This is a genomic window from Pseudomonas sp. R-28-1W-6 (assembly GCF_009799925.1).
In the GTDB taxonomy this organism is placed as follows: domain Bacteria; phylum Pseudomonadota; class Gammaproteobacteria; order Pseudomonadales; family Pseudomonadaceae; genus Aquipseudomonas.
In genome coordinates this window covers 71,613-88,490 of the sequence record NZ_WELK01000006.1, presented here as the reverse complement: position 1 = coordinate 88,490, position 16,878 = coordinate 71,613, and the positions used below count along the sequence as shown (strand labels likewise).

The 16,878-nt window shown below is 69.4% G+C and carries 21 protein-coding genes and 1 riboswitch; of the genes, 1 reads left to right on the top strand and 20 read right to left on the bottom strand.

Translation table 11 applies throughout. The features are described from left to right. Positions 1–46: 46 nt before the first annotated feature. The 17 genes from F3I62_RS20315 to F3I62_RS13240 form a co-directional block, all read right to left on the bottom strand. Positions 47–169, bottom strand: coding sequence for a hypothetical protein (locus F3I62_RS20315; RefSeq protein ID WP_256667760.1), 123 nt, complete (start codon positions 167–169; stop codon positions 47–49). Beyond that, positions 166–1,374, bottom strand: coding sequence for an MFS transporter (locus F3I62_RS13315; protein ID WP_160490122.1), 1,209 nt, complete (start codon positions 1,372–1,374; stop codon positions 166–168). Before F3I62_RS13315 ends, F3I62_RS20315 begins: the two co-directional genes overlap by 4 nt. A gap of 240 nt (positions 1,375–1,614) precedes the next feature. Continuing rightward, positions 1,615–2,349 carry an adenosylcobinamide-GDP ribazoletransferase gene (locus F3I62_RS13310; RefSeq protein WP_160490121.1) on the bottom strand — a complete coding sequence of 245 codons (735 nt, stop codon included), beginning with the start codon at positions 2,347–2,349 and terminating at the stop codon, positions 1,615–1,617. 2 nt (positions 2,350–2,351) lie between these two features. Next, positions 2,352–2,924 carry an alpha-ribazole phosphatase family protein gene (gene cobC, locus F3I62_RS13305; RefSeq protein WP_160490120.1) on the bottom strand — a complete coding sequence of 191 codons (573 nt, stop codon included), beginning with the start codon at positions 2,922–2,924 and terminating at the stop codon, positions 2,352–2,354. Beyond that, entirely contained in the window at positions 2,924–3,973 is a 1,050-nt protein-coding gene (cobT, locus tag F3I62_RS13300; protein WP_160490119.1) for a nicotinate-nucleotide--dimethylbenzimidazole phosphoribosyltransferase, read from the bottom strand. Before cobT ends, cobC begins: the two co-directional genes overlap by 1 nt. Next, the gene (cobU, locus tag F3I62_RS13295; RefSeq protein ID WP_160490118.1) at positions 3,970–4,491 is read right to left on the bottom strand and encodes a bifunctional adenosylcobinamide kinase/adenosylcobinamide-phosphate guanylyltransferase; all 522 of its coding nucleotides are present in this window, start codon (positions 4,489–4,491) and stop codon (positions 3,970–3,972) included. Before cobU ends, cobT begins: the two co-directional genes overlap by 4 nt. Before the next feature lie 33 nt (positions 4,492–4,524). Beyond that, positions 4,525–5,976: a cobyric acid synthase gene (locus tag F3I62_RS13290; protein ID WP_160490117.1), complete on the bottom strand. Its 1,452-nt coding sequence runs from the start codon at positions 5,974–5,976 to the stop codon at positions 4,525–4,527. Beyond that, entirely contained in the window at positions 5,973–6,956 is a 984-nt protein-coding gene (gene cobD / locus F3I62_RS13285; RefSeq protein WP_160490116.1) for a threonine-phosphate decarboxylase CobD, read from the bottom strand. Before cobD ends, F3I62_RS13290 begins: the two co-directional genes overlap by 4 nt. Further along, the gene (cbiB, locus tag F3I62_RS13280) at positions 6,949–7,857 is read right to left on the bottom strand and encodes an adenosylcobinamide-phosphate synthase CbiB (RefSeq protein WP_160490115.1); all 909 of its coding nucleotides are present in this window, start codon (positions 7,855–7,857) and stop codon (positions 6,949–6,951) included. The genes cobD and cbiB overlap by 8 nt, the downstream gene beginning before the upstream one ends. Further along, entirely contained in the window at positions 7,854–8,504 is a 651-nt protein-coding gene (gene bluB, locus F3I62_RS13275; protein WP_160490114.1) for a 5,6-dimethylbenzimidazole synthase, read from the bottom strand. Before bluB ends, cbiB begins: the two co-directional genes overlap by 4 nt. Then, positions 8,501–9,793: a cobyrinate a,c-diamide synthase gene (locus tag F3I62_RS13270; RefSeq protein ID WP_160490113.1), complete on the bottom strand. Its 1,293-nt coding sequence runs from the start codon at positions 9,791–9,793 to the stop codon at positions 8,501–8,503. Before F3I62_RS13270 ends, bluB begins: the two co-directional genes overlap by 4 nt. After that, the gene (gene cobO / locus F3I62_RS13265) at positions 9,790–10,401 is read right to left on the bottom strand and encodes a cob(I)yrinic acid a,c-diamide adenosyltransferase (protein ID WP_160490112.1); all 612 of its coding nucleotides are present in this window, start codon (positions 10,399–10,401) and stop codon (positions 9,790–9,792) included. The genes F3I62_RS13270 and cobO overlap by 4 nt, the downstream gene beginning before the upstream one ends. A gap of 147 nt (positions 10,402–10,548) precedes the next feature. Beyond that, positions 10,549–10,769, bottom strand: a riboswitch (cobalamin riboswitch). A gap of 22 nt (positions 10,770–10,791) precedes the next feature. After that, positions 10,792–11,454: an O-methyltransferase gene (locus F3I62_RS13260; protein ID WP_160490111.1), complete on the bottom strand. Its 663-nt coding sequence runs from the start codon at positions 11,452–11,454 to the stop codon at positions 10,792–10,794. Beyond that, positions 11,451–11,972 carry a C40 family peptidase gene (locus F3I62_RS13255; RefSeq protein ID WP_160490110.1) on the bottom strand — a complete coding sequence of 174 codons (522 nt, stop codon included), beginning with the start codon at positions 11,970–11,972 and terminating at the stop codon, positions 11,451–11,453. The genes F3I62_RS13260 and F3I62_RS13255 overlap by 4 nt, the downstream gene beginning before the upstream one ends. 77 nt (positions 11,973–12,049) lie before the next feature. Next, complete coding sequence (locus F3I62_RS13250; protein WP_160490109.1) at positions 12,050–12,655, bottom strand: C40 family peptidase; 606 nt, start codon at positions 12,653–12,655, stop codon at positions 12,050–12,052. Between the two features lie 69 nt (positions 12,656–12,724). Beyond that, the gene (locus F3I62_RS13245) at positions 12,725–13,492 is read right to left on the bottom strand and encodes an NAD-dependent deacylase (RefSeq protein ID WP_160490108.1); all 768 of its coding nucleotides are present in this window, start codon (positions 13,490–13,492) and stop codon (positions 12,725–12,727) included. 97 nt (positions 13,493–13,589) lie between these two features. Continuing rightward, a complete protein-coding gene (locus F3I62_RS13240; protein WP_160490107.1) occupies positions 13,590–14,261 on the bottom strand; it encodes a DNA-3-methyladenine glycosylase I in 672 nt (223 codons plus the stop codon). A gap of 160 nt (positions 14,262–14,421) precedes the next feature. On the opposite strand from F3I62_RS13240, the gene F3I62_RS13235 reads away from it, so the two are divergent. After that, positions 14,422–14,763: a hypothetical protein gene (locus tag F3I62_RS13235; RefSeq protein ID WP_160490106.1), complete on the top strand. Its 342-nt coding sequence runs from the start codon at positions 14,422–14,424 to the stop codon at positions 14,761–14,763. Between the two features lie 178 nt (positions 14,764–14,941). Here F3I62_RS13235 and cobM read toward each other — a convergent pair whose 3' ends face one another. From cobM to F3I62_RS13220, 3 genes are read right to left on the bottom strand one after another with little or no spacing between them, the layout of a single operon-like run. Next, positions 14,942–15,688, bottom strand: coding sequence for a precorrin-4 C(11)-methyltransferase (cobM, locus tag F3I62_RS13230; RefSeq protein ID WP_160490105.1), 747 nt, complete (start codon positions 15,686–15,688; stop codon positions 14,942–14,944). A gap of 13 nt (positions 15,689–15,701) precedes the next feature. Then, entirely contained in the window at positions 15,702–16,100 is a 399-nt protein-coding gene (locus tag F3I62_RS13225) for a cobalamin biosynthesis protein (protein WP_256667759.1), read from the bottom strand. Next, positions 16,093–16,827 carry a CbtA family protein gene (locus F3I62_RS13220; RefSeq protein WP_160490103.1) on the bottom strand — a complete coding sequence of 245 codons (735 nt, stop codon included), beginning with the start codon at positions 16,825–16,827 and terminating at the stop codon, positions 16,093–16,095. Before F3I62_RS13220 ends, F3I62_RS13225 begins: the two co-directional genes overlap by 8 nt. Positions 16,828–16,878 lie beyond the last annotated feature (51 nt).

Sequence of the window (16,878 nt, the reverse complement as noted above, 5' to 3'; positions counted from 1 at the left end):
TGAATCCTCAGGCCACGCTACGCGCCTTGATAGCCTTCGGCAACGCTCAGCACAGGCCCATGCCCAACTGCAGCGCCGCCAGGCCGACCTGCTGCCAGCCCCACCAGGCCAGCAGCAGGAGGCCGGCGCCGGCCAGCACGCCGAGCAGGGTCAGCTGGCGCCGGCTCATGCCAGGCCGTGCGCCGCCTGCAGGCGCGCCACCGGCTGCTCGCGCACCGGCCAGTTGAGCGCCGCGGCGAGCAGGCCGAGGGCAATGGCGATCTGCCAGACCAGGTCGTAGCTGCCGGTGTGGTCGTACAGGTAGCCGCCCAGCCAGCCGCCGAGGAAGGCGCCGAGCTGGTGGAAGAGGAAGACGATGCCGCCCAGCATCGACAGGTTGCGCACGCCGAACAGGGTGGCCACCGTGCCATTGGTCAGCGGCACCGTGGACAGCCACAGCAGGCCCATCGCAATGCCGAAGGCGTAGGCGCTCCACGCACTCAGCGGCGTGTAGAAGAAGGCCACGATCACCACCGTACGCGCCAGGTACAGCGCGGTCAGCAGGCGCGGCTTGGACAACCGACCGCCGAGCCAGCCGGCGATATAGGTGCCGAACACGTTGAACAGGCCGACCAATGCCAGCACCGTGGTGCCGACCGTGGCCGGCAGGTGCTGGTCGACCAGATAGGCCGGCAGGTGCACACCGATGAACACCACCTGGAAGCCGCAGACGAAGAAGCCCAGCGCCAGCAGCCAGAACCCGGAGTGCCCGCAGGCCTCGCGCAGCGCCTCGCCCAGGCTCTGCTCGGCGCCCAGCGAGGGCAGCGGCTGGTCGCGCACCAGCAGCGCCAGCGGCACGATCAGCGCCACCAGCAGGCCCAGCGCCAGCAGGGCGGCGGACCAGCCCAGCCAGCCGATCAGGCCGAGCGAGCCCGGCAGCATGGCGAACTGGCCGAAGGAGCCGGCCGCCGCGGCGATGCCCATGGCCATGCTGCGTTTTTCCACCGGCACGGCGCGGCCGACCACGCCCAGCAGTACCGAGAACGAGGTGCCGGACAGGCCGATGCCGATCAGCAGCCCGGCGCTCAGCGACAACGACGCGGCCGAGTCGGCATAACCCATCAGCAGCAGGCCGGCGGCATACAGCAATCCGCCGACGGCGATCACCCGGCGCGCGCCGAACCGGTCGGCGATGGCCCCGGTCACCGGCTGCGCCAGGCCCCAGATCAGGTTCTGCAGGGCGATGGCGAAGGCGAACACCTCACGACCCCAGCCGAACTCGCTGCTCATCGGCGTGAGGAACAGGCCGAAGCCGTGGCGGATACCCAGCGACAGCGCCAGGATCAGCGATGCGCCGAGCAACACCCAGCCACTGGTACGCCATACCGAAGTCATGCTTGATCCTTGTGGGCGGGTGATTCCCGCCGGTTCGCGAAATAGAGTGTTGGCGCCCTGCCGCCGGACGCATGCAGGCGGCAAGCTACAGGCTGTATATACCGGCAACGCGCAGCGCGCCAAACACAGCTAAGCACTAAACCGGCAGCACAGTTGTAGGGTGCGCCGTGCGCACCAATGCCCCGCGCAGGCGTTCCGCTGCGCACGGCGCACCCTAGGGCACAGGTCGAATCCAGGCACTCAAGCCAGGGCGAGCGCCAGCACCAGCAGCACCGCACACTCGGCCAGCTCCAGCAGCGCCCCGGCGGTGTCGCCGGTGGTGCCGCCCAGGCGGGTGACGAAGGCGCGGCGCAGCAGGAAGAAGCTCAGCAGCGCAGCGCCGATGGCCAGCAGCCCGGCCCAGCCGCACAGCAGCATGGCCAGGGCGTTGCCGGCCAGCACCAGCGGCAGTTGCTGGCGCGGCAGGTGCTCGCTGAGCGCCTGGCCCAGGCCGCCGGCGCGCACGTAGGGCGTGGTGAGGAACAGCAGCGGCAACAGCCAACGCCCCAGCCACGGCGCCAGCAATAGCGCACTCCATTGCCCGGCCTGCAGCAGCGCGACCAGGGCGGCGAACTTGAGCAACAGCAGCAGCACCAGCACCACCACGGCGATCGGTCCGCTGCGCGGGTCCTTCATGATCGCCAGGGTGCGTTCGCGGTCGCCGTAGCCGCCGACCCAGGCATCCGCCGTGTCGGCCAGGCCGTCCAGGTGCAGCCCGCCGCTCAGGCCGACCCACAGCGCCAGCAGCAGCGCCGCCTGCAGCAAGGCCGGCGCGCCGCTCAGCAGCAGCTGCGCCAGCCACAACAGGCCGCCGAGCAGCAGCCCGACCGCCGGGTACCACAGCAGCGAACGGCCCAGCTGCTGGGGTGCCGGCATGCCCGCCAGGCTCACCGGCAGGCGGGTGAGGAACTGCAGGGCGATCAGCAGCGGTCGCATGCTCAGGCTTCGCGCAGGCTCAGGTCGGCCGCGACCTGCAGGCGATGCAGCGCGGCATGGCCGACCTCGACCTGCAGCATCTGCTGCTGCGGCAGGCCGCGGGCCTGGGCCAGCAGCAGGCGCATCACCCCGCCGTGGGTCACCAGCAGCACGCGCTGGCCGGCCAGCTCCTGCTGCAGGCGCGCGATGGCGGCCATCACCCGGGCGGCGAAGTCGCGCACCGGCTCGGCATTCGGCGGGGTGAAGTTGAACGGATCGTTCCAGAAGCTGCCCAGCGCTTCGGTGTCCTCGAGGAGGATTTCCGCGGCGTTGCGCCCTTCCCAGTCGCCGAAGTGCAGCTCACGCAGATCGGCCTCGATGCGCAGCGGCAGGCCCTGGGTCTCCGCCAGCTGGCGGGCGAAGGCCTCGCAGCGCTGCAGCGGCGAGCTGATGATCAGCTCCCAGCCACCCTGTTCGGCCAGGGTCGCATGCATCTGCTGCCAGCCGCGCTCGCTGAGGGCGTCGTCCAGGCTGCCACGAAAACCGTTGCCGCCGGTGGTCTCACCGTGGCGCAAAAGATCCAGCTGCAAACTCATCAACCATGCTCCTGTACTGCTGCTTCAGAAAAAGTCGCCATCTGCCCGTGCAGCGCGCACGCCAGGCGCAGCAACGGCACCGCCAGCGCCGCACCACTGCCCTCGCCCAGGCGCAGGCCCAGTTGCAGCAAAGGCTCGGCCGCCAGGGCGGCCAGCACGTGGCGATGGCCCGGCTCGGCGCCGCTATGGCTGAACAGCAGCCAGTCGGCCACGCCCGGATTCAGGCGCACCGCCAGCAGGGCCGCGACGCTGCAGATGAAGCCATCGACCAGCACACTGACGCCCTGCTGCGCACAGGCCAGGTAGGCGCCGGTCAGCGCGGCGATTTCCAGGCCACCCAGGCGCTGCAGGCAATCCAGCGGCGCGCGGGCCTGATCGTGCAGGGCCAGGGCAGATTCGACGGCGCGGATCTTACGCACCATACCGGCGCTGTCCAGCCCGGTGCCGGGGCCGACCAGCTCGCTCAGCTGCTTGTCCAGCAGCGCGCAGGCCAGCGCGCTGGCCGCCGTGGTGTTGCCGATGCCCATCTCGCCGCCGATGAACAGCTGGCAGCCGGCAACCGCGGCGCGCTCGGCCACCGCACGGCCGACCTGCAGCGCCGCCAGGCACAGTTCGCCGCTCATCGCCGGCGCTTGGGTGAAATTGGCCGTGCCCGGCGCCAGTTGATGCTGGCAGACGCCGAGCATGGCCGGCGCCGGTTCGACCGTGCCGAGGTTGTGCACTTCCAGGGTCGCGCCGAGCTGGCGGGCCAGTACGCTGATCGCCGCGCCACCGCCGGCAAAGTTGCCGAGCATCTGCACGGTCACCGCCTGCGGATAGGCCGACACGCCTTCAGCGACCACCCCGTGGTCACCGGCGAAGATGCTGATCCACACCCGCTCCAGCTCGGGACGCACGCGCCCCTGCTGGGCGGCCAGGCGTACCGCCAGCGGCTCCAGTTGGCCGAGGGCACCGGCCGGCTTGGTCAGCTCGGCCTGGCGTTGCAGGGCCTGGGCAGCCACCTGCTGGTCGAGCGGTCGGCAGCTCGCCTGCCACCAGAATGCACTCACAGGCGTTCTCCTTTCAGGATCATGGGCAGCCCGGCGACGGTGAACACCACCCGCTGGCTGCGTTCGGCCAGGGCCTGGTGCAACCAGCCGGCCTCGTCGACATAACGCCGAGTCAGCTCACCCAGCGGCACCACGCCCAGGCCGGTTTCGTTGCTGACCAGAATGATCCGCCCCGGCAGCTCGGCCAGGCATTCCAGCAACGCCACACGCTCGGCCTGCAGACGTGTTTCATCGTCCAGCATCAGCAGGTTGGTCAGCCACAGGGTCAGGCAATCGACCAGCAGGCAGCATCCCTCGCCCGCCTGCTCGCGCAGCACCTTGGCAAGTTCGACGGGCTCCTCGACCAGCGCCCAGCCAGCCGGACGCCGCGCGCGGTGCTGGGCGATACGCAAACTCATCTCGCCGTCCAGCGCCTGGCTGGTGGCGATATAAGTCACCGCCAGGCCGGATTCACCAGCCAGCGTCTCGGCCAGGCGGCTCTTGCCGGAACGGGCGCCGCCGAGGATCAGTTCAAGCATGTTTGCCTCATTCAGGGGTTCTGCCAGTGCAGGCTACAGGCCACACAGCTCGCGCAATTTACCGGTATCCAGATGCGCCTCGACCAGATCGGCCAGGCGCTCGATATCGCGTTCACGCAGGGCATGGTAGTCCACCGTCTGCACCTCGCGCAGGCCGGCCCAGCGCAGCAGCGCGCCACATGCCGCAGACGATTCGAACAGGCCGTGCAGGTAGGTGCCGAGCACCTGACCATCGCCACTCATACCGCCATCCGGGCGACCGTCATTCAGCTGCACCGCGCCGTTAAGCCCGGCGCCCGTGCTGCCCCCGGCGTGGATCTCGTAGCCGCTCACCGCCGCCTGCTCCAGACACAACAAACCCTGCACATTGCGCAGCTGCTTCTCCGGTTCCAGCACGGTGACGAAGTCCAGCAGGCCAAGGCCGGCGCTGCTACCGGGCGCACCTTCCAGGCCATGGGGGTCGTCGATCTGTGTGCCGAGCATCTGCAGGCCGCCGCAGATGCCGAGCAGCTTGCCGCCGTAGCGCAGGTGGCGCTCGATGGCCGCCGGCCAGCCCTGCTCGCGGAGGAAGGCCAGGTCGGCGCGCACGCTTTTCGAGCCTGGCAGGATGATCAGGTCGGCCGGCGGAATGGCCTGGCCGGGGCCGATGAACTGCAGGTCGACCTGCGGGTGCAGGCGCAGCGGATCGAAGTCGGTGTGGTTGCTGATGCGCGGCAGCACCGGCACCAGCACCTTGAGCTGTGGCCCGGCCTGGGTCACCTGGCGCGTGGCCACCGCATCCTCGGCTTCCAGGTGGAAATCCATGAGGTACGGCAGCACGCCGAGCACCGGCTTGCCGGTGCGTTCCTCCAGCCAGTCCAGGCCCGGTTGCAGCAGGCTGAGGTCGCCGCGGAAACGGTTGATCACGAAGCCCTGCACGCGCGCCTGCTCGGATGCGCTGAGCAATTCGAGGGTGCCGACCAGGTGGGCGAACACGCCGCCCTTGTCGATATCGGCAATCAGGATCACCGGGCAGTCCACCGCCTCGGCGAAACCCATGTTGGCGATGTCGCCGGCACGCAGATTGATCTCCGCCGGCGAGCCGGCGCCCTCGACCATCACCATCGGATACTGCGCACAGAGGCGCTGGTGCGACTCCAGCACGGCGGCGCGCGCGGTCTGCTTGTAGTCGTGGTAGGCCACCGCGTGCATGTTGCCGATGGCGCGGCCGTGGATGATCACCTGGGCGCCGGTGTCGCTGTTGGGCTTGAGCAGCACCGGGTTCATATCGGTGTGCGGCGCCAAGCCGGCGGCTTGGGCCTGCACCGCCTGGGCTCGACCGATCTCGCCGCCGTCGCTGGTAACCGCGCTGTTCAGTGCCATGTTCTGCGGCTTGAACGGCACCACCGCGACGCCTTGGCGCTTGAGCCAGCGGCACAGGGCAGTCACCAGGGTGCTCTTGCCGGCATCGGAGGTGGTGCCCTGCACCATCAAGGTGGCGGTCATCGCGGCATCTCCTGCAGGGCCTGCTCCAGCCGTTGCCAGCCTGCTTCGTCGGCAGGCAGGCCGAAGCGCAGGCAGCGGGTCTCGGCGAACAGACGTACGAGGATGCCGCGACGGGCGAAGTAGCCGTGCAGGCCGACCGCCTGCTGCTGAGCGACCAGCTGGAACAGCGCGGTGCCGCCCGCCGGGGCCAGGCCATGGGCGCTGAGCAGCACGGCCAGGCGCAGGCCGTCGGCCTGCAGGCGCTCGCGCTGGGCCTGCTGGCCGGCGCCGTCCTGCAGGATGGCGGTGGCCACCGCCCGCGTCGGGCCGCTGATGGTCCAGGGGCCAAGGCGCTCAGCCAGGCGCTCCAGCAGCGTCGGCTCGGCCAGGACGAAACCCAGGCGGATGCCGGCCAGGCCGAAGAACTTGCCGAACGAGCGCAGCACGATCAGCCCCGGCAACTGGCTGAAGGCCGCCAGGCTGTGCTGCGGCGTGCAGTCGATGAACGCCTCGTCCACCACCAGCCAGCCACCGCGCTCGGCCAGGCGGGCGTGCCAGTCGAGCAGTTGCTGCGGCGCGAGCAGTCGTCCGGTCGGGTTGTTGGGGTTGATCAGCAGCAGCACATCCAGGCGTTCCAGGGCGCGACCCACCGCCCCTTCGCCGAGTTCGCTGACCTGATGCCCCGCGCGGCGCCAGGCCTCGGCATGTTCGGCATAGGCCGGCGAAACGATCCCCACCCGCCCCTGCCTGCGCAGCTGCGGCAGGGCCTGGATCGCCGCCTGGGAGCCGGCCACCGGCAGCAAGGCGGGTACGCCGTAGTAGTCGCGCGCCGCCGCCTCCAGGCCATCGTCCGACTCGGGCAGGCGACTCCAGGCCGTCGCCGGAATCGCCGGCAGCGGCCAGCCATAGGGCGCGATGCCAGTGGACAGGTCGAGCCAGTCGGCCAGGGCGATGCCATAGCGCTGCGCCGCCGCACGCAGGCGGCCACCATGTTCAAGCAAGGTAAAGACTCCCGATCAGCAACAGCGCCAGCCACAGCAGCACGCCGCCATTCACCAGATTGAGCGCGCGCTCGATATCGCGCGCCCGCGCCTGCGGCCCCGCACCCAGCACGGGGCGCACATGCAGCTCGCCATGATAGGTCGCCGCGCCGCCCAGGCTCACGCCGAGGGCGCCGGCACCGGCGGCCATCACCGGGCCGGCGTTGGGGCTGTCCCACTGCGGCGCCTGCTGGCGCCAGCAGCGGAGGGCCAGAGCGGTCTTGCCGAGCAGCGCATAGGTCAGCGCCACCAGGCGCGCGGGGAGGTAATTGAGGCCATCGTCGATCTTCGCCGCGGCCCAGCCAAAGCGTTCGAAGCGCTCGTTGCGGTAGCCCCACATGGCGTCCAGGGTGTTGCTCAGGCGATAGAGCACCACGCCCGGCGCACCGGCGACGAGGAACCAGAACAGCGCGGCAAACACCGCGTCCGAGCCGTTCTCCAGCACCGACTCGGTGCCAGCGCGGGCCACACCCTCGCTGTCCAGCTCGGCGGTCTGCCGGCTAACCATATAGCCCACCCGCTTGCGTGCCTCGGGCAGATCGCCCAGGCGCAGCGCCTGGGCCACCGGCAGCGCGTGCTCGCCGAGGCTGCGCAGGCCGAGGGCGGCGTACAGGGTCAGCACCTCCACCAGCCAGCCGAGATAGGGCAAGCGCGCCAGCAGCAGGCTGAGCAGGGTCAGCGGCAGCACCGCCAGGCACCAGCCGGTGACGCCGTGGCTGCGCCAGCCGTGGCCACCACTGTTGAGGCGTTGTTCGATGCGTTGCGCCAGGCCGCCAAAGGCCACCAGCGGGTGCCAGCGCTTGGGCTCGCCGAGCAGGCCGTCCAGGGTCACTCCAGCCAGGGTGGCCAGCAGCAGGCTCATTCGTGTTGCCCCCAGCTGTCGGTGAACAGCAGCTCCTGCAAGGGTCGCGGCGTGGCCCAGCCTTCCTGGACCAGCATCGGCTCGCGGTAGAACTCGGTGACCGGGCCCAGGCAAAGAATCGCCAGCGGCTTGCTGCCGACCGGCATATGCAGCAGCTCGGCCAGCGCCTGCGGCTCGAACAGCGAGACCCAACCGAGGCCCAGGCCTTCGGCGCGCGAGGCCAGCCAGAGGTTCTGGATGGCGCAGGCCAGGGAGGCCAGGTCCATTTCCGGCAGGGTGCGGCGGCCGAAGATGTGTTTCTCGCGCAGATCCATCAGTGCCACCACCAACAGCTCGGCGCAGTCGCGGATGCCCTCGACCTTGAGCCGCATGAACTCGTCGCTGCGCTCGCCCAGGGCCTCGGCGGTGCGCACCCGCTCGGCCTCGACCTGGGCATGGATGGCGTCGCGCAGTTGCGGGCGGGTGATGCGGATAAAGCGCCAGGGCTGCATCAGGCCGACGCTGGGCGCCTGGTGCGCGGCTTCCAGCAGGCGCGCGAGCAGCTCCGGGGCCACCGCGCCGCCGGCGAAGTGGCGCATGTCGCGACGCTCGGCAATCGCCCGGTACACCGCGGCACGTTCGGCGGGGCTGAAGGCATGCTCGCTCATGGCAACAGCAGCCCGGCGGCGGCCTGCGGGTTGGACGGCAGGTAGAAGTGGATATAGGAGGCGGTCAGCCGTCCGATGCGATAGACCGCCTCGCTGGCCGGGCGCTGGTTCGGGCTGCTGCCACGCGCCAGCGGTTCGACGGCCGAGTCGAGCTGCGAGTGATGGTAAGTGTGGCCACGCAGCAGGCCTTCCGGCAGCGCTACCTGCTGCAGGCCGAGGGCGGCCATGCGCGGCTGCATCTGCGCGTGGCCGGGCAGCAGGCCGAGCAGTTCGGCGCTGTGGCCGGCCTTGTCGGTCAGGCGGTCGAGCAGGTAGAGCATGCCGCCGCACTCGGCGAGGATCGGCTTGCCGGCGGCCTGATGGACATGGATCGCCTCGCGCATCGCCAGGTTATCGGCCAGTTGCTGCAGGTGCAGCTCCGGGTAGCCGCCGGGCAGGTAGAGGCTGTCCGCCTCCGGCAACTGGCGCTCGCGCAGCGGCGAGAAGAAGCACAGCTCGGCGCCGAGGCGGCGCAACAGGTCGAGGTTGGCCTGGTAGAGGAAGGCGAACGCGGTGTCGCGCGCCACGCCGATGCGCACGCCGGCCAGCAGTGGCTCGAGTGCTTCCTCCACCGGCGCGGCGAAACGCACCGGGTCTGGCAGGACAGCGCCGGCACTGGCCAGCAGTGCATCGGCCGCCGCATCCAGGCGCGCATCCAGGTCGGCCAATTCGTCTGCCTGGACCAGGCCCAGGTGGCGGCTGGGCAGCTCCAGCGCGGCGCTGCGCGGCAAGGCGCCGTACCAGCGGATCGCCGGCGGCAGACTGTCACGCAGGATCTCGCCATGCCGCGCGCTACCGGTACGGTTGGCCAGCACCCCGGCGAACGGCAGGTCGTGCTGGAAGTTGGCCAGGCCATAGGCCAGGGCGCCGAAGGTCTGCGCCATGGCGCTGCCGTCGATCACCCCCAGCACCGGCACCTGGAAACGCCGCGCCAGGTCGGCCGCGGACGGGCTGCCGTCGAACAGGCCCATCACCCCTTCGATGAGGATCAGGTCGGCCTCGCCCGCCGCCTCCCAGAGCAGGCGCCGGCATTCGTCCTCGCCAACCATCCACAGGTCGAGCTGGTACACCGCCTGGCCCGAGGCGCGGGCGAGGATCATCGGGTCGAGGAAGTCCGGGCCGCACTTGAACACCCGCACGCGCTTGCCGGCCCGCGTGTGCAGGCGCGCCAGGGCGGCGGTAACGGTGGTCTTGCCCTGGCCGGACGCCGGGGCGGCGATCAGCAGGGCCGGGCAGCTGCGCGGGGTCAAAACTCAATACCCTTCTGCGCTTTAACCCCGGCCTTGAAGGCATGCTTGACCAGGCTCATCTCGGTGACGGTATCCGCCGCCTCGAGCATCCCCGGCAAGGCGCCGCGGCCGGTCACCACCACGTGCTGCAGCAGCGGGCGCGCCTCGATGTCGGCGAGCACTGCGTCCAGCTCCAGGTAGCCGTGCTTGAGGGCGATATTCAGCTCGTCGAGTACCACCAGGCCGATCTGCGGGTCGCTCAGCAACTGCGCCGCCACTGCCCAGGCCGCGCGGGCCTTGTCGATGTCGCGCTGGCGGTCCTGGGTCTCCCAGGTGAAGCCCTCGCCCATCACGTGATAGCTGACTTCCTCGGGGAAGCGGCGGAAGAAGCTTTCCTCGCCGGTGCTGGCAGCGCCCTTAATGAACTGCACTACGCCGACGCGGATGCCGTGGCCGAGGGCGCGGGCGACCATGCCGAAGGCCGAGCTGCTCTTGCCCTTGCCGTTGCCGCTGTGCACCAGCAGCAGGCCGTATTCGTCCTGGGCCTGGGCGATTTTTTCATCGATCAGCGCTTTCTTGCGCTGCATGCGCGCCTTGTGGCGTTCGTCGCGCGCGGCGGACTCGCTCATCTACAACTCCTCGCGACCGGCTGTGGCGCGCCAATGCACCAGCGCCACGCCCTGCACCAGGCGCGGCAGCGAAACAGAATGGGGGCAGCAGCAGGACAACACGCGGGGAGGCCGAGCAGGCCCACCCCACCCGCAAAGCCCGCCGCAATGCCGTGGATCGCTTCAGGCCGGTCTCCGGGCTTGTGAGCGGAGCCTCTGGCTCCTCGGGCGCGCCTTCCCATGCCGAATGACACAGTGGCTGGATGCACTCGTTGACTCACCTACCGTTGCGGGGGCAGCGCCGGATTCTTCGCGAACGAATGGACCGGCTTCCCTGTTTCACCCCATGGACGCTGCGCGGCCGGGGCACCTGTAGCAAGGGGCGCAGGGTAGAAGGTTGGGGGTGGAGCGTCAACGCTTGCGGCAGAGGGTCAGGCCGTCGCCCAGCGGCAGCAGGGACAGGTCGACACGCCGGTCGCGTTTGAGCGTGCGGTTGAGCGCCTGGATCGCGCGGGTGTCGGCACTGTCCGGGTTCTGCTCGAGCACCCGGCCGCTCCACAGCACGTTGTCGAACAGGATCAGCCCGCCCTGGCGCGCCAGAACCAGGGCGTGCTCCAGGTACACCGGGTAGTTGGCCTTGTCGGCGTCGATGAAGATCAGGTCGAAGCTTTCGCCCTGTCCGCCGCGTTCCAGGGCGTTCAGGGTTTCCAGGGCCGGCGCCAGGCGCAGCTCGATACGCTCGGCCAGGCCGGCTTCGTACCAGTAGCGACGGGCGATGGCGTTGTAGTCGCCGGGCAGGTCGCAGCAGATCAGCTGGCCGTCCGCCGGCATGGCGGCGGCCATGCACAGGGCGCTGTAGCCGGTGAAAGTGCCGATTTCGAGGATGCGCTTGGCACCGCTCAGCTGCACCAACAGGGCCATGAACTGGCCCTGCTCGGGGGCGATCTGCCAGTGCGCGCTGGGCAGTTGCGCCGTCTCGTCGCGCAGGCGCTTGAGCAGCGGGGTCTCGCGCAGGGAGACATCCAGCAGGTACTGGTAGAGGCTGTCGTCGAGGTTGAGAGTGCGGTTGGTCATGGCTGGCGCGCCAGTTGCGCCGGCGCCAGCACGCGCTTGGCGCTGAGGTAGGTCTTCTGCCAGTAGGCCGTGGCGAGGTTGTCCAGGCGCACCGTGCCGCCGCTGGACGGCGCATGGACGAAACGCCCTTCGCCGACATAGATGCCGGCATGGCTGACCTGGCCGCCGCCATTGGTGGCGAAGAACAGCAGGTCGCCGCTCTGCAGGGCACTGCGACTGACCGTGGGTGCACGCAGGTTGATCATCTCGCGGGTCGAACGCGGCAGCTGGATGCCGGCCGAGTTGCGGTACACGTAGCCGATCAGGCCGCTGCAATCGAAGCCGCCGTCCGGGGTATTGCCGCCATAGCGATAGGGCGTGCCGACCAGGCCGATGGCACTCATCAGCACATCGTCGGCCGTTTCGTTGCCAACGATGGGAAAGGGGGCGACGGGGTAATCGGGAGAGGGCGGGTTGCCGGCGCAGGCGGTGAGCAGCGCGGCGAGGGCTAGCAGGGCGAAGCGAGCCGTTACATGCATGGCGGGCGATCCTGGCCGGAATGCGCCCTACTCTGCCGCGTGCCGGACACAGGCGCAAGCCCTGTGCCCAGGCAGGCTCAACGGTGAACCGAACGCGCGGCCTGCAGCTGCGGGGCCAGCGCCAGGGCGCGCTTGGCTTCCATGTAGCTGCGGTTCCAGTAGCTGTCATCCAGGCTGTCGATGCGCACGCCACCGCTGCGGCTGCTGCTGGAGTGGATGAACTGGTCATCGCCCAGGTAGATGCCGGCATGGCTGACGCGGCCACGGCCACGGTTGTTGAAGAAGATGATGTCGCCCGGCTCCAGCTCTGCGCGGGCCACCAGCGGGGCATCCAGGTTGATCATTTCGCGGGTCGAGCGCGGCAGCTGCATGCCGGCTTCTTCACGGAACAGGAAGCCGATGAAACCGCTGCAGTCGAAACCGGTCTTCACCGAAGTGCCGCCGAAACGGTACTTGGTGCCGACCAGGGACAGGCCCTGACTGAGGATGCTGTCTGCCAGCTGCGGCAGCGCATAAGGTTTGTCGTCGGTGATGTCGGCCATCATCTGCTCGTCGCTGATGAACTCGACGGGTTCCGGCTCGACCGCAACCTGCTCGACCGGCTGGTGCGAAACCTGGCCGGCACAGGCCGCCAGGAGGGTAATCAGTGCAAGAGGCACGAGGGGTGCGAAGCGCTTTAGCATGGGCACGACCGTGTTTGTCTGGTTTTTATAAGGGGGCGACTATGCCCGCTGAAGACCAGGATTGCAAATTCAATGCCGAGAAATGTGACTCAGTAGTTCAGGCAAAACATCTAAAGACCCCCGCATTATGTGGGCGTCCACCCAGCCGCTGAGGTCAGTTGTCGCAGGGTTGATTTCCGCGGTGAAACCCCCGTTCCTGCGGGCCTGTGCCAGGGGCTCGACGATGTAGGGGAAGCTCGCCGTGGTGCCCACCGCCAGCACCACCTCAAAGCCCTTGTGCAGTTCGTCGTAGAGTCTGCCGATGGCCTGCTCCGGCAGCATTTCCTCGAACAGCACCACCGGCGGGCGCAGGATGCCCCCGCATTGGGCACAGCGCGGCGGCAAGGGCCGCTGCAGGTGCGCAGCCAGTTCGGGATCTTCGGCGCCGCAGGACTGGCAGTACAACGGCGCCAGCTGGCCGTGGATCTCGATCAGGCGCTGCGCCGGCGAACCGGCCTGGCGATGATAGCCGTCGATGTTCTGCGTCAGCACCCAGCAGCCGGGTTTGCGCCGCTGCAGCTCGGCGATGGCCACATGCCCGGCATTCGGTCGGGCGCCCAGGCAGGCCTTGCCCAGTTCGGCCAGGTACTTCCAGCACAGCGCCGGGTCGCGCCGCAGCATCGGCCCGGACAGCGCCGCCTCGATCGGCAGGCCTTCCGGAGTGAGACCGTTGTACAGGCCGCCAAGGCCGCGATAGGTCGGCAGCCCCGAGTCGGCGGACAGGCCGGCGCCGGTGATGATCAGAATGCGCTCGGCCCGTTCGATGGCCTGGGCGACGCGGATGATGTCCTGCTCCATCGCACTCTCCTGATGATCCTGCCGACCCGTAGGGTGCGCCGCGCGCACCGCCAACCCTGCACGGACTGCTGGTGCGCACGGCGCACCCTACAGGCTCCTAATGATTGACCGTATGAGCCAGCATCACCGACAGCTGGCACAGCGGCCGGCCGCTCTGCGCATGCCAGTGGTTGAAGGCCGCCTGCACGGCGGCCAGTTCCTTGAGGCTGGTCGGCGCCTTGTCGATGATTTCCTGGGCCTTGAGCGCGGCGACCATATCGTCGGTGGGAATGAAGGTGTCCTTGCCGATCATGCGCAGCAGGCGCGGTGCCGACAGCCCGCCGAGCTGGCTGCCGTGCTTGGCCAGGTACTTCCACAGGCCGACGATATCGGTCACCGGCCAGTCGGCGATCAACGCACCGAAGCTGCCTTTTTCCTTCTGCACATCCAGTACGAACTGGGCGTTGCGCGGCACGCTCTTGAGCTTGCCCAGGTGGCGGATGAGGCGCGCGTCCTGCATCAGCCGCTCCAGATGCTCGGCGCTCATCAGCGCGACTTTCTCCGGGACGAAGCCGAAGAACACTTCCTCGAAGGCCGGCCACTTGGCATCCACCAGGCTGTGCTTGAGGCCGGCGCGGAACACGCGCAGGGCGATCAGCGACAGGTAGCGGTCATCGCCCAGGGCGCGCAGCTCGGCGTCAGGGCGCGGCTGCGGCAGCATGGCCTCCAGGGCCGCGGCCGAGCCGAAGCGGTTCAGGCAGTATTCGTGGAGCCATTGGTAGTCGCGCATCTGTCGTCCTTACGAAATCTTGTGTGGCCCGGTACGGAGGGCGGGCTCAACAGAGGCAACAGGGTGCCCGCCAAGCGCGGTATCAGGCAAGCCTGCCGGCTGTTAGCCCGCGCGGCGATCTGCAACACTGCCCGCCCCTTGCCCCGATGATGTGGATGCCATGAGCGCAGCGGTACCGCTCTTCCTCGACTGCTGCGCACGCGTCCTGCGCGGCGACGGCGTGCTGATCGAGCAGCTGCACGCCCAGGGCTTCGCCTGCGCGCCGGCCGAGTGGTGCTTCACCCTCCCCGCCCTGCATGGCTTCCTCGCCCCGCGACTGGCGACCGAGCCGCCGCTGACATACCGCACCTTCGTCCAGCAGCTGTTCGCCAGCTCGATCAACCAGCAGCTGCGCGAGCACGGCGCGCAGATCGCCATCGCCGACAACCGGGGCAAGGTCAGTGCGAGCCTGTATTGCCTGCGTCGCCTACCGTTCCGAGAACCTGTCGCGAACCTTCCGTAGGGTGCGCCATGCGCACCAGAAAGCCCGCAGATTGTCCCGGTGCGCGCAGCGCACCCTAAGTCAGGCGCCCAAACGAGGCTGCAACAGGGCCTGCGGGCTGGCATTGCGTAGCCCGCAAAGAGCGCAAGCAGCTTCCGAAAGCCAGATTAATGTCTCGCAAGCTAGAACCAGGCGCTAATCAGGTTCTGAACAGGTGACGGGTGTCGGCGTGGTACAGCGCCGATTCGGCGAACTCCTCGGCGCCCAGCACCCGGCCGACCAGGATCAGCGCGGTACGGCGGAAGCCCTTGGCGCGCACCTTGGCCTCGATATCGGCGAGCGTGCCGCCGACCCAGTCCTGATCCGGCCAGCTGGCGCGGTGGACCACGGCGATCGGGCAGTCGGCGCCGTAGTGCGGCAGCAGCTCGGCGACTATCTGCGCCAGGTGCTGCACGCCCAGGTGGATGGCCATGGTCGCGCGGTGGCTGGCCAGGGCCGCCAGCTCCTCCCCCGCCGGCATCGGCGAGTTGTGCCCGTAGCGGGTGAGGATCACCGTCTGCGACACCTCCGGCAGGGTCAGCTCGCTTTCCAGCAGGGCCGCGCAGGCGGCAGTGGCCGTCACTCCGGGCACGATCTCGAAGGCGATGCCCAGCGCCCGTAGATGGCGGATCTGCTCGCCGATGGCGCCGTACAGCGACGGGTCGCCGGAATGCACGCGGGCCACGTCCTGGCCACGCTCGGCGGCCGCGCGGATCAGCGCGATGATCTCGTCCAGATGCAGCTCGGCGGTGTTCACCACCTGCTCGGCGCTATGCCCCTGCAGCACCGCTGCCGGCACCAGCGAGCCGGCGTAGAGGATCACCGGGCAACTGCGGATCAGGCGCTGGCCCTTGACGGTGATCAGTTCCGGGTCGCCGGGGCCGGCGCCGATGAAATAGACGGTCATGGCGATTTCCGATTCAGGCGCGGGCGAGCGCCAGGGTAGCGCAGGCGCTGCGTTGCTTGGTGCAGAGCAGCGTGGCGGAACGACCGGCGAGGGCTTCGGCCTGGGCCAGGGCACTGGCCTCGGCCACCCCGGCGCTGCCGGTCAGCTCACGCGCCAGCGCCGAACTTTCGCTCAGGCGCGATTCGTAGGACGCCAGTTGCTCGGCCGCACAGAAGGTCAGCGGGAGATCGAGCTCGGCCGCCAGCTGCAGCAGGCCGAGCTCGTCACGCTTGCGCGCACTGCTGGCCAGGCCGCTGAGCGCCGCCAGCGGCAGTTGCAGTTGGTGCAGCGTGGCCAACAGCAGCTCAGCCAGCTCGAGCGCTGTGCAACCACGCCGGCAGCCGAGGCCGGCGATGATCACCGACTCAGGCATCCTGCCGGGCGTCACGACCATGGAACCAGGCAGCCGCCAGGCCCAGGGCCGCCCAGAACAGTGCGTTGGTCAGCAGAGAAGCGAGGATGAATGCCTCCTGCAGCTCGGCCGGCGCCAGGCTCTCGTGTACTTCCGGGTGCGGCGCGCCGATCAGGTGTGGCAGCACCAGCAGCACCAGGCCGGCCACCCGCAGCGCCCAGTGGCGGCCGAACGCCAGCAGGCCCAGGCCCGCGGCCGTCGCCACGGCAGTGCCGATCCACCAGTACTGGCGCAGCAGCAGGTCGGCGGCGGCGGTGCCCGGCAGTTCCGGCGGCAGGCCGGCGGATGGCGCCAGGGAGAAGGTGGCGAAACCGCCCAGGCCCCAGAGCAGGCCCTGCCAGGTCCGGCCCGGCGCGCGCAGGGTGAACAGGCCGGCCAGCATCAGGGCGAAACCGACCGCCACCACCAGGTTGCTCAGACCGGTGGCCAGGGTGCGTTGCCAGCCGTCTTGCGGCGCCCAGGCCTCGCCATCGTGGCTGTGACCGGCGGCCTGCGCCTGGGCATACTCATGAGCCGGTTCGGCGACGGCATGGCCGTGCTCGGCCACCACCTGTTCTGCCGGCGCGGCGCTCTCGTAGCTTTCCGCCTGCAGGATCAACGGGGTGACCCACAGGCTCTGCAGCAGGGTCAGCAGGATGGCGGCGAGCAGGCCGGCGAAACCGGCCGTCTGGGCGATACGTTTGATCATCTCGGGACTTCTCGAAACAGCGGCAAGGCGGCGACGCCGCCACACGGGGCG

Bases quoted from the DNA above. Each gene is read 5' to 3' on its own strand.
- F3I62_RS13290 (WP_160490117.1), bottom strand. From the start codon at position 5,976: ATGACCGCCACCTTGATGGTGCAGGGCACCACCTCCGATGCCGGCAAG.
- F3I62_RS13260 (WP_160490111.1), bottom strand. From the start codon at position 11,454: ATGACCAACCGCACTCTCAACCTCGACGACAGCCTCTACCAGTACCTG.
- F3I62_RS13315 (WP_160490122.1), bottom strand. From the start codon at position 1,374: ATGACTTCGGTATGGCGTACCAGTGGCTGGGTGTTGCTCGGCGCATCG.
- bluB (WP_160490114.1), bottom strand. From the start codon at position 8,504: ATGAGCGAGCATGCCTTCAGCCCCGCCGAACGTGCCGCGGTGTACCGG.
- cobU (WP_160490118.1), bottom strand. From the start codon at position 4,491: ATGCTTGAACTGATCCTCGGCGGCGCCCGTTCCGGCAAGAGCCGCCTG.
- F3I62_RS13245 (WP_160490108.1), bottom strand. From the start codon at position 13,492: ATGGAGCAGGACATCATCCGCGTCGCCCAGGCCATCGAACGGGCCGAG.
- F3I62_RS13220 (WP_160490103.1), bottom strand. From the start codon at position 16,827: ATGATCAAACGTATCGCCCAGACGGCCGGTTTCGCCGGCCTGCTCGCC.
- F3I62_RS13240 (WP_160490107.1), bottom strand. From the start codon at position 14,261: ATGCGCGACTACCAATGGCTCCACGAATACTGCCTGAACCGCTTCGGC.
- cobC (WP_160490120.1), bottom strand. From the start codon at position 2,924: ATGAGTTTGCAGCTGGATCTTTTGCGCCACGGTGAGACCACCGGCGGC.
- F3I62_RS13225 (WP_256667759.1), bottom strand. From the start codon at position 16,100: ATGCCTGAGTCGGTGATCATCGCCGGCCTCGGCTGCCGGCGTGGTTGC.
- F3I62_RS13235 (WP_160490106.1), top strand. From the start codon at position 14,422: ATGAGCGCAGCGGTACCGCTCTTCCTCGACTGCTGCGCACGCGTCCTG.
- F3I62_RS20315 (WP_256667760.1), bottom strand. From the start codon at position 169: ATGAGCCGGCGCCAGCTGACCCTGCTCGGCGTGCTGGCCGGCGCCGGC.
- F3I62_RS13250 (WP_160490109.1), bottom strand. From the start codon at position 12,655: ATGCTAAAGCGCTTCGCACCCCTCGTGCCTCTTGCACTGATTACCCTC.
- F3I62_RS13255 (WP_160490110.1), bottom strand. From the start codon at position 11,972: ATGCATGTAACGGCTCGCTTCGCCCTGCTAGCCCTCGCCGCGCTGCTC.
- F3I62_RS13310 (WP_160490121.1), bottom strand. From the start codon at position 2,349: ATGCGACCGCTGCTGATCGCCCTGCAGTTCCTCACCCGCCTGCCGGTG.
- cbiB (WP_160490115.1), bottom strand. From the start codon at position 7,857: ATGAGCCTGCTGCTGGCCACCCTGGCTGGAGTGACCCTGGACGGCCTG.
- cobM (WP_160490105.1), bottom strand. From the start codon at position 15,688: ATGACCGTCTATTTCATCGGCGCCGGCCCCGGCGACCCGGAACTGATC.
- cobO (WP_160490112.1), bottom strand. From the start codon at position 10,401: ATGAGCGAGTCCGCCGCGCGCGACGAACGCCACAAGGCGCGCATGCAG.